General features: G+C 38.5%; 15 protein-coding genes. 13 read left to right on the top strand and 2 right to left on the bottom strand.

Translation table 11 applies throughout. From position 1 onward, the window contains the following. The 3 genes from AC3LHT_RS07265 to AC3LHT_RS07255 form a co-directional block, all read left to right on the top strand. A partial coding sequence (locus AC3LHT_RS07265; RefSeq protein WP_488662432.1) for a hypothetical protein occupies positions 1 to 394 on the top strand: 394 nt, incomplete at its 5' end. Between the two features lie 103 nt (positions 395 to 497). Then, positions 498 to 743, top strand: a complete 246-nt coding sequence (locus AC3LHT_RS07260; RefSeq protein WP_488662434.1) for an oligosaccharide flippase family protein — start codon at positions 498 to 500, stop codon at positions 741 to 743. A 198-nt stretch (positions 744 to 941) separates the two neighbouring features. Then, entirely contained in the window at positions 942 to 1,298 is a 357-nt protein-coding gene (locus tag AC3LHT_RS07255) for a ribbon-helix-helix domain-containing protein (protein WP_488662431.1), read from the top strand. On the opposite strand, the gene AC3LHT_RS07250 is transcribed toward AC3LHT_RS07255, so the two are convergent. Beyond that, positions 1,260 to 1,523: a type II toxin-antitoxin system HicA family toxin gene (locus tag AC3LHT_RS07250; RefSeq protein ID WP_488662430.1), complete on the bottom strand. Its 264-nt coding sequence runs from the start codon at positions 1,521 to 1,523 to the stop codon at positions 1,260 to 1,262. The genes AC3LHT_RS07255 and AC3LHT_RS07250 overlap by 39 nt on opposite strands. Continuing rightward, complete coding sequence (locus tag AC3LHT_RS07245) at positions 1,516 to 1,752, bottom strand: type II toxin-antitoxin system HicB family antitoxin (RefSeq protein WP_488662429.1); 237 nt, start codon at positions 1,750 to 1,752, stop codon at positions 1,516 to 1,518. Before AC3LHT_RS07245 ends, AC3LHT_RS07250 begins: the two co-directional genes overlap by 8 nt. Before the next feature lie 495 nt (positions 1,753 to 2,247). Between AC3LHT_RS07245 and AC3LHT_RS07240 the strand changes: the two genes are divergently transcribed. The 10 genes from AC3LHT_RS07240 to AC3LHT_RS07195 all read left to right on the top strand — a co-directional run bounded on the left by AC3LHT_RS07240 (position 2,248) and on the right by AC3LHT_RS07195 (position 6,865). Continuing rightward, on the top strand, positions 2,248 to 2,586 hold the full coding sequence (locus tag AC3LHT_RS07240; RefSeq protein ID WP_488662428.1) for an oligosaccharide flippase family protein: 339 nt from the start codon (positions 2,248 to 2,250) through the stop codon (positions 2,584 to 2,586). A 209-nt stretch (positions 2,587 to 2,795) separates the two neighbouring features. Beyond that, a complete protein-coding gene (locus tag AC3LHT_RS07235; protein WP_488662427.1) occupies positions 2,796 to 3,035 on the top strand; it encodes a hypothetical protein in 240 nt (79 codons plus the stop codon). Continuing rightward, entirely contained in the window at positions 3,025 to 3,468 is a 444-nt protein-coding gene (locus AC3LHT_RS07230; RefSeq protein WP_488662426.1) for a PIN domain-containing protein, read from the top strand. The genes AC3LHT_RS07235 and AC3LHT_RS07230 overlap by 11 nt, the downstream gene beginning before the upstream one ends. A 268-nt stretch (positions 3,469 to 3,736) precedes the next feature. After that, positions 3,737 to 4,051, top strand: a complete 315-nt coding sequence (locus AC3LHT_RS07225; RefSeq protein WP_488662425.1) for a ribbon-helix-helix domain-containing protein — start codon at positions 3,737 to 3,739, stop codon at positions 4,049 to 4,051. After that, positions 4,048 to 4,488 carry a hypothetical protein gene (locus AC3LHT_RS07220; RefSeq protein ID WP_488662424.1) on the top strand — a complete coding sequence of 147 codons (441 nt, stop codon included), beginning with the start codon at positions 4,048 to 4,050 and terminating at the stop codon, positions 4,486 to 4,488. The genes AC3LHT_RS07225 and AC3LHT_RS07220 overlap by 4 nt, the downstream gene beginning before the upstream one ends. Before the next feature lie 294 nt (positions 4,489 to 4,782). After that, entirely contained in the window at positions 4,783 to 5,055 is a 273-nt protein-coding gene (locus AC3LHT_RS07215) for a type II toxin-antitoxin system HicB family antitoxin (protein ID WP_488662423.1), read from the top strand. 94 nt (positions 5,056 to 5,149) lie between these two features. Then, positions 5,150 to 5,290, top strand: coding sequence for a hypothetical protein (locus AC3LHT_RS07210; RefSeq protein ID WP_488662422.1), 141 nt, complete (start codon positions 5,150 to 5,152; stop codon positions 5,288 to 5,290). 47 nt (positions 5,291 to 5,337) lie between these two features. Then, complete coding sequence (locus AC3LHT_RS07205; protein ID WP_488662433.1) at positions 5,338 to 5,793, top strand: NAD(P)-binding domain-containing protein; 456 nt, start codon at positions 5,338 to 5,340, stop codon at positions 5,791 to 5,793. Continuing rightward, positions 5,741 to 6,598, top strand: a complete 858-nt coding sequence (locus tag AC3LHT_RS07200) for a nucleotide sugar dehydrogenase (RefSeq protein ID WP_488662421.1) — start codon at positions 5,741 to 5,743, stop codon at positions 6,596 to 6,598. The genes AC3LHT_RS07205 and AC3LHT_RS07200 overlap by 53 nt, the downstream gene beginning before the upstream one ends. A gap of 63 nt (positions 6,599 to 6,661) precedes the next feature. After that, on the top strand, positions 6,662 to 6,865 hold the full coding sequence (locus tag AC3LHT_RS07195) for a hypothetical protein (protein WP_488662420.1): 204 nt from the start codon (positions 6,662 to 6,664) through the stop codon (positions 6,863 to 6,865). The last annotated feature ends 25 nt before the right edge of the window (positions 6,866 to 6,890 follow it).

Below are 6,890 nucleotides of genomic sequence, written 5' to 3'. Positions count from 1 at the left end.
AGTATTATATGGAGAAGGGGGATATTTAGAGGAAATGACAGCAGATTTTGAGCCCAGATTCAGGGAGGCAAGGTCATATATTAGAAGTGCAAAGGAGGACATGGGGATGGCGGGGAGGAGTGAAGACGAAGATGACAGGGATAGGAGAATAAGAACAGCTTTTAACAGCTTGTTCCATACAGCGAGGTTAGCAGCAATGAGTTATTCGGCAACTGAGAATACGAGATGGGGAGGCATAAGGAGGAGATTGCCCCTGCCTTACAGAGCTGAATTCGAGGAGTTCATTAACACGTTGCATGTAGATTGTTTCTACAATGGTAATTATCCAGCGAATTACGAAGAAGAGTTCGGGAAGTGGTATAAGAAAGTAGAAGAATTTGTAAGTAAATTGTAAGAGAAAAGGGGGAGATGATTACTATTTCTTTAATTTGGAATATATCATCTTAGCAGTTGCCTTCTTGCTTTTGACTTTCGCAATACCAGGGTAAAAGCAATAAATACCAACGGAGAGAGAACTTTTCTCGTTCTCAAGGCCTTTGATTTTTGTTGATATAGCAGGAATAGTGATGGGATTCATTGATACTTTAATGCTGGGTTATTTCTGCAGGGCTTATGAAGTCGGAATATATAATTTAGATGCCGAATTAGCTACTAACGTCCGAATTGTACCGATGACAGGCACAATCTATTCTTTGTTTGGTAATTGTTGGACAGTTTCTGAAGTAAGCAGAAAAGAAAGATGAGTTATTGCCTATAATTTGCAGGAAATAACATGCCCGAATACAAACTGTTTGCACAGCGCGTTTGTTGGACTCGCAGGAATCACGAATCACATCGTAAGCCTGCGTGGATTAATATTAATTCCAATTAAATTAACAAAAACATTGGATGAAAGCTTTATATAAGTGATACAAAGTAAATACATATAAAAGGTGATTCCCATGACAAAAAATGTAATACAAATAAGGATGCCTGAGAAACTGGCTAAAGACATAGAAGGGCTTGTTAAAAAAGGGCTTTACAAAAATAGAACCGAAGTAGTGATAGATGCGGTTCGACATTTTTTGGGGCGTGAAAAGAAGAGCGATATAGCGTTGCTTATTGAAAGGCAGCTTATTGGAAAAAGCGAGAAAACGGGTTACAGCAAAAAAGAGCTGGATGAGTTATGGGATAAGGTCAGGCAGGGTGAAGCGTGGAAGAAATGTTTTGGAGAGAGTCCCGACGAAGTAATGGCTACCTCGATGGATATGATAAACCGTTTAAACGCCTTTATTGAAGATCAGTGTTATCGAAAGTAAAAACTTTAACCTTTCCCTGCTAATCTGTGCCTTTTTCAATATGTGATGCAACGTTCCTTTCTTCAACTCCCTTCCGTGATGCACTGGGATGGGTATCACAACTCTTTCACCATCAATTATCTTCTCATAGAACCGATGACTGCCTTTTTGTCGAATAAATGCGAATCCCTCTTTTCCAAGGATTTTTATTAACTTCTCTGCTGTTATAGCTGGTAACTTAGACATTTGCCGCCAATTCCAGTTTTCTCACCAACACCTCCCCGATTTTAAAGTAGGGGATATTATTTACACCAATGATTTCAATATAGCCTTCAGCTGCTTCTTTCATCATAGATATTGCCTCCTCAACTGTCTCGCCCTCTGTCGTGATATCTAATTCCGGGCAATAGGCAACATATCCTCCCACTTCTTGGTCAGGTGTCAATTCTACGGCTATCTCTATCTTTTTAAACATCTTCTCCTCCTATGATAAATGATACGGATATGATAAAGGGTATGGTTTGTGTGTATATAAAAGTTTCTTAAGGGTTATGATTTTATTGGGAAGAATGTTTTTACATCTTTATTTCATTGCGTAAAATAGCCAAAGCAAACTTTTAGAAAAAGTTTGATCAAAAAGGTTTCACGGGAATGCTAATAGGAAGAGCGTTTGGCTATGGCTCAAGATTGATAATTGCACGATTAGGAGCAAGCGATTAGCATTTATTTTGTTCTGGCACGCAAGCTGGATTTCAATTCATGTTTTTCACGATGCGAACCTGACACCAATACTGAGAATTTTCGCAATTGGGATTCCATTTTCTGTTTTAGCAAGTAATTTTCTTTCCGTCACAGTTGGATTTCAAGATATGAGATATAATGTTTATGCACAATACATATTCCAGGAGCCTTTAAAGTTAGCGGTAATTGTTGTTCTTCTCCTATTGGGGTTAGGTGTTGTTGGTGCAGCATGGGGTTGGGTCTTGCAATAATTGTTATGCCATTCATAGCTTTTTACTTCTTAGAGAAGAAGGTTTTTCCCGTTTTCAAAATGAAAGTGAAAGTGATTTTGGAGGATAAGGAGCTTTTTGCTTTCTCTTTTCCTATGCTTTTTGCTTGTATCGCAGGTTTAGTAATGGGCTGGACAGATACGCTAATGCTTGGATATTTTGCCTCATCTGCGGATGTAGGAATTTATAACGCGGCTTTGCCAACCGCACAGCTAATAAGAAGCATTCCAGCGGCTTTTGCTACTATTTTTTTCCTGTTATATCTGAACTCTATGCGAGAAACAGAATGGATGAGCTAAGAAAAAACTGTAGCGTAGTTACAAAATGGATGCTTCGCTTAACTCTCTTGCTTATCTCTCCTGCTTTTCTGATAATAACGCTTTTCTCGGAGCAAGCCATCCGCGTTTTATTTGGCGCAGAGTATATGCAGGAGCGACTTGCTTTACCACTCCTTTAAACAGCTCAAACCCTAAACATTTAAATATAGACTGAATCTAAATTATAAAACATGGGAACAATCACTGTAAATATTAAGGATGAAGTAGAAAAAGAGTTTAGAGCGGTTGCCAGTAGTGCTCACGGAGATAAAAAGGGATATTTAGAAAAAGCAGTCACGGAAGCGATGCAGAGATGGATAGAAGAAAAGAGGCAAGGAAAGATTGCGGAAAGGGAGCTAAAACTATTGGAGAAGGGATTTAACTTTGGAAAGAAGTTGTATAAGACGAGAGATGAGCTGCATGAGCGATGAAATTTGTTTAATCGATACAAACATACTGGTCTATGCGTATGATGAAAGTGAGGGAAAGAAGCATGAAATATGTGAGCGTCTGATCGATGAATGCTGGAGATTGAAGGAGAAGTACAGCATCTCAATACAAAATTTATCAGAGTTTTATGTTGTTATCACAAAGAAGGTTGAAAAGCCAGTGCCTATGGAAACGGCAAAGGAAATTATAGGGGATATTATCGAGTTTCAAAACTGGATAGTTATGGATTACGATGCACATACTATTCTTTCAGCGATTGAAATAAATATGATGTATGAGGTGCATTATTGGGATGCTTTAATTGCCGCAACAATGAGAGAAAACAAGATATTCAGTATCTACACGGAAAACGGTGATTTCAAGAGTATTCCATGGGTAAAGGTTACAAATCCTTTTGAAGTAACAACTGATTGATATATATGCACGCAGCCAAAAAATCGCATTTTCGATGTTGGCATAACTTTCTTCGTCTTGTTTCAAAAGAATAAAATAAGATTTGAATAGTGGAATTAACACATGACTGAATACAAACTATTCGCACAGCGCGTTTGCTGGACTCGTGGGGATCACGAATCTTATTTTTAGCCTGTGAGGTTTAATCGTAATCCCAATTTTAACAAAGACCTTGAGTGAAAGCTTTATATAAGTGATACAAAGTAAATACATATAAAAGGTGATTCCCATGGCAAAAAATGTAATACAAATAAGAATGCCTGAGAAACTGGCTAAAGACATAGAAGGGCTTGTTAAACAGGGGCTTTATAAAAATAGAACCGAAGTAGTGATAGATGCTGTTAGACATTTTTTGGGTAGTGAAAAGAAGAGCGATATAGCGTTGCTTATTGAAAGGCAGCTTATTGGAAGAAGCGAGAAAACGGGTTACAGCAAAAAAGAGTTGAATGAGTTATGGGATAAGGTCAGGCAGGGTGAAGCGTGGAAGAAACGTTTTGGAGAGAGTCCAGATGAAGTAATGGCTACATTGAGGGCAAGAAGATGACCTTTATTGACACCGATATTTTTGTAATCGATAAGTTATTCCCAAACGATGATAGATATGAGATAAACAAGGTGTTTTTAAATGAAGCGGAAGAAAAATTCACCTCGATATTTAATCTATTTGAATTGCTTGGTATAGCATCCTTCAATCTAAACGGAATAGAGTTAATGAAATTATTTAAGGGATTTGAAGAAGTTTATGGTTTGAAGATACTATATCCTTCAACTGCTTTCATTTCGGTAAACGAATTTGTAGAGAGCCTTTTTGAAGAGGCATTTCAAAAAATAAAGTTGAGAATGAATTTTCAAGATGCGTTGATCTTAATGGTTGCAGAACAGCATCATTGCACAAGATTTGTCACATGGAATACAAAGCATTTCGGCGATCGCACTTACATGAGCGTTCAAACACCAAAAGAGTTCTTAGACTTGAGATAATAAGAGAATAAAATGCCAGGCGAAGATTTCTTAGGGGAATCGCTGCGTAAAATAGCCAAAGCAAACTTTTAGAAAAAGTTTGATCAAAAAGGTTTCATCGGCACTGGTATAGGCATGTTCTTCGCCTATTTAGGCATGATGATTGTGGCGAGATTCTTAGGACCTACTGGTTTCGGGTTGATTTCACTGGCTTTGCAGCGATAACAATGCTACAACTCTTTCTTTGGTAAAATTGTCATGAATGAAAAACAAAGTTTATATAAGAATGTAAAAATAAGATAACTTGGTGAGAAGATGAGAATAATCTTTAGTGCGCTGATAAGGGAAGAAAAGGAAGGCAGATATTCTGTTTTATGTCCGGAATTAGGAGTTGCAAGCCAGGGAGAGGCGATAGAAGAGGCTAAAGAGAACATTGTTGAAGCGGTAGAACTATATCTTGAGACTGCGAGGGATTTGGGGATTTTAGAAGGTGTATTGGAGGAAGCTGGAATTGATTTGAAGGGGGCTAAAGATAGTGTTGTGCTGAGTGAATATATTACTACGCCACTGCAAGCGTGTTTAGAATGAGGAAATTGCCTATCCTTTCTGCAAAGGAAATTATAAAAGTGTTAGAGAAGAGATAGATTTTTTGAGTTATTGGAGAAATAATGGGAAGCAATCAATGCCAAACGAAGAATACCTGAAAGAATCGCTACGAAAAATAGCGAAAGGCGCGGGGATAGGCTTCACTGGAAGTTTTATAGGAATGGCACTTGGCTATTTCTCAAAGAATGATCATTGCGTTAGGTGCATTCGATATTAATACTAATAGTTCTAAAGCAAAGAATTGAGATGAGAAGTAATTGTGTGATGATTAGGGAGAAGCTGATAAGGGACGAAGTGATAGTTTGCATAGTGGGTTTAGGCTATGTAGGTCAGCCATTAGCAGAAGCGTTCTCTAAGAGTCAGAAAATCATAGGATTCGACGTAGAGGAAAATAAGATAAGAAAGCTTAATGAAACCAGCAGTAATAACAATATTACTTACACAACAGACCCCTCTTTGATCGAACAAGCAGATTTCATCATAACTGCAGTCCCAACGCCGGTGACGAAATCGAAAGAACCCGATTTGTCGTATGTGAAATCAGCTGCTGAGATCATTGGCAAGAACATGAAAAAGGGCAGTGTTGTCGTTCTTGAATCAACCGTTTATCCAGGCGTTACAGAAGAAATAGTAAAGCCGATACTGGAGGAAGAATCAAGGATGAAATGTGGGGGAAAATTTCAAGATTGGCTACTCGCCAGAGAGAATAAATCCTGCTGATGATGAGCATTCGTTGGAGAAGATAACGAAGATCGTTGCAGGAATGGACGAAGAAACAACAGATATTCTCGCTGAGCTTTATGGAAATATAACGAATGTTTACAAAGCAAAGGACATCAGAACCGCAGAAGCAGCAAAAGTTATAGAGAACATCCAGCGGGATTTGAACATCGCTTTGATGAACGAGCTTTCGCTTATTTTCGATAAGATGAATTTGAATACAAAAGCAGTTTTAGAAGCTGCGGCAACGAAATGGAACTTTCATCGGTATTCACCGGGTTTGGTCGGAGGGCATTGTATACCGGTTGACCCTTATTACCTCGTGTATAAGGCAAGAGAACTGGATTATCACCCACAAGTAATACTGGCTGGGCGAGCAATAAATGACTACATGCCAAAGCATGTCGCGGGGATGGCGATAAAGGGCTTGAATGAAGTAGGGAAGGTTATCAAAGGCTCGAAAGTTTTGATTATGGGTTTGACTTACAAAGAAAATGTGCCGGATACGAGAGAATCGCCGGTAAGAGAAATGGTGAAAGAGCTGAAGGAATTTGGGGTTGACGTTTATGGATATGACCCTTTGTTGAGCAAAGAAGGGATAGAAGCATTCGGTGTGAGAGCTTTGGATAATCTGGATGTGAAGGTGGATTGCGTGATTATGGCAGTGGCGCATGATGAATTCAAGAAGATGAAATTGGAGGAACTTAAAAGGATGATGAATGCTAAGCCGGTGTTGATAGATATAAGGAGAATGTTTGATGAAGATGAAACTAAGAGGAAAGGATTTTATTATAGGAGTTTGTAATTGTGTTAGCTTGCTAAAAAGAAGAGGGGATAAAATGAAAGATATAACAAACATGGAAAAAAAATGGATGAAATGCACCAGATAAAGCTATTAGCAGCGATAGGGCTTTATAAAACAAGGAGTGGAGAGCTGAAGAAGGCAATAAAAAATCTAAAATATGGTCGTGAGAAGAGGGCAGAAGAGGTGAGGAGAATATTGGATAATGCTCTGAAGGAGGATTTAAGTTTACTGATAAAGCGAATGAGGGGAAAGGAAGAGCATCAATGACGGTTTTCTACTTAGATTAAAATCT

The sequence above is a fragment of the Kosmotoga sp. genome, assembly GCF_982836095.1.
The sequence above is the reverse complement of the archived record's forward strand: the minus strand, read 5'-3'. Positions and strand labels throughout refer to the sequence as shown.

Bases quoted from the DNA above. Each gene is read 5' to 3' on its own strand.
- AC3LHT_RS07255 (WP_488662431.1), top strand. From the start codon at position 942: ATGACAAAAAATGTAATACAAATAAGGATGCCTGAGAAACTGGCTAAA.
- AC3LHT_RS07250 (WP_488662430.1), bottom strand. From the start codon at position 1,523: ATGTCTAAGTTACCAGCTATAACAGCAGAGAAGTTAATAAAAATCCTT.
- AC3LHT_RS07245 (WP_488662429.1), bottom strand. From the start codon at position 1,752: ATGTTTAAAAAGATAGAGATAGCCGTAGAATTGACACCTGACCAAGAA.
- AC3LHT_RS07240 (WP_488662428.1), top strand. From the start codon at position 2,248: ATGGGGTTGGGTCTTGCAATAATTGTTATGCCATTCATAGCTTTTTAC.
- AC3LHT_RS07235 (WP_488662427.1), top strand. From the start codon at position 2,796: ATGGGAACAATCACTGTAAATATTAAGGATGAAGTAGAAAAAGAGTTT.
- AC3LHT_RS07230 (WP_488662426.1), top strand. From the start codon at position 3,025: ATGAGCGATGAAATTTGTTTAATCGATACAAACATACTGGTCTATGCG.
- AC3LHT_RS07225 (WP_488662425.1), top strand. From the start codon at position 3,737: ATGGCAAAAAATGTAATACAAATAAGAATGCCTGAGAAACTGGCTAAA.
- AC3LHT_RS07220 (WP_488662424.1), top strand. From the start codon at position 4,048: ATGACCTTTATTGACACCGATATTTTTGTAATCGATAAGTTATTCCCA.
- AC3LHT_RS07215 (WP_488662423.1), top strand. From the start codon at position 4,783: ATGAGAATAATCTTTAGTGCGCTGATAAGGGAAGAAAAGGAAGGCAGA.
- AC3LHT_RS07210 (WP_488662422.1), top strand. From the start codon at position 5,150: ATGCCAAACGAAGAATACCTGAAAGAATCGCTACGAAAAATAGCGAAA.
- AC3LHT_RS07205 (WP_488662433.1), top strand. From the start codon at position 5,338: ATGATTAGGGAGAAGCTGATAAGGGACGAAGTGATAGTTTGCATAGTG.
- AC3LHT_RS07195 (WP_488662420.1), top strand. From the start codon at position 6,662: ATGGATGAAATGCACCAGATAAAGCTATTAGCAGCGATAGGGCTTTAT.